The organism is Pseudomonas sp. IC_126 (assembly GCF_004331835.1).
Classification (GTDB): Bacteria; Pseudomonadota; Gammaproteobacteria; order Pseudomonadales; family Pseudomonadaceae; genus Stutzerimonas.
Genome location: NZ_SJSS01000012.1, coordinates 1 through 1,236, shown reverse-complemented (window position 1 = coordinate 1,236; position 1,236 = coordinate 1). Strand labels below are relative to the sequence as shown.

At 57.4% G+C, this 1,236-nt stretch carries 1 protein-coding gene; it reads right to left on the bottom strand.

The window, feature by feature from the left end; translation table 11 throughout:
• Positions 1-8: 8 nt before the first annotated feature.
• Positions 9-1,171 (bottom strand): IS3 family transposase gene (locus E0D86_RS21245; RefSeq protein ID WP_085988591.1). Its coding sequence is split into 2 segments (ribosomal slippage): positions 9-916 and positions 916-1,171, totalling 1,164 coding nucleotides; the frame shifts between segments, so codons are not numbered across the junction.
• Between the last annotated feature and the right edge of the window lie 65 nt (positions 1,172-1,236).

Genomic DNA, 1,236 nt, shown 5'->3' with positions numbered 1-1,236 from the left:
TGTAGTGGTCAACCCATCCCGGACAGTGGGTTAAGTTTTTCTTCGGCCACCGCAGGCGGTAGCCCATCGTTGAATTGATGCGGCCTGATCCAGTTGTAGCGGTGCATCAGGTAATGACTGATGTCCCGTTGGGCCTCCTGAGCTGTCAGGTAACCGGTCGGTGGAATCCACTCCGATTTCAAACTGCGGAACAATCGCTCCATCGGCGAGTTATCCCAGCAGTTGCCCCGGCGGCTCATGCTCTGTTCCATCCGATATCGCCACAACCGTTGCCGAAACAGGCGGCTAGCGTATTGGCTGCCCTGATCGGAATGAAACAGTACCTGCTGCGGTTTGCCACGCTGTTCGTAGGCCATGTCCAGCGCCTTGATCACCAACTCAGCATCCGGCTTGGCAGAAATCGCCCAGCCGACTACTCGTCTTGTATGCAGATCCAACACCGCCGCTAAGTAATGCCAGCGACCTTGTGCCCAGATGTAGGTGATGTCGCCGCACCACACCTGATTGGGGCGCTCAGTGGTGAACTCGCGGTTCAGCCGGTTCGGGATATCTGGTCGCTCAACCGTAGCCTGCTTGTATGCGTGCGAGCCTGGCTGCTTGCTGACCAAGCCCAACTCACGCATCAACCGACGCACACGAAAACGGCCAATGCTGACGCCATCCTCACGCAGCATACCCAGAATGCTGCGACTGCCAGCCGAGCCTCGACTCTGGTTGAACAGCTGGTTAACCTGACTGCGCAGTGCAACGCGGCATGCATCAACACGGCAGCGTCGAAGCCGATGGGCGTAGTAGCAAGACCGCACCACGCCGAAGGCTGAACAGACCACTTCCACCGACTCCCGCTCACTTAACTGGTCTATCAGCGCGTACGATTGAACTCGTCCGACATCAAGAGAGCGGTAGCCTTTTTTAGGATCGCTTTCTCCCGTTCCAGTCGGTCGATCCTGGCTTCCAGCTCCTGGATTTTCTGCTGTTCGGGCGTCAGTGCTTTGCTCTTCGGGGTAACGCCCACGCGCTCCTCTTGAAGCTGTTTTACCCATCGGCGCAGGGCCGACTCAACCACTCCCAGTGAACGAGCTGCTTCGATATGGCTGTAGCCCTGATCGAGCACCAGGCAGGCGGCCTCTCGTTTGAACTCGGGCGTAAAGGAACGACGTTGCTTGGTCATCAGACACCTCTCTATGGCGAGCATTCTCGCCCTAAATGGGTGTCCGGAATCAGTAGACCACTACA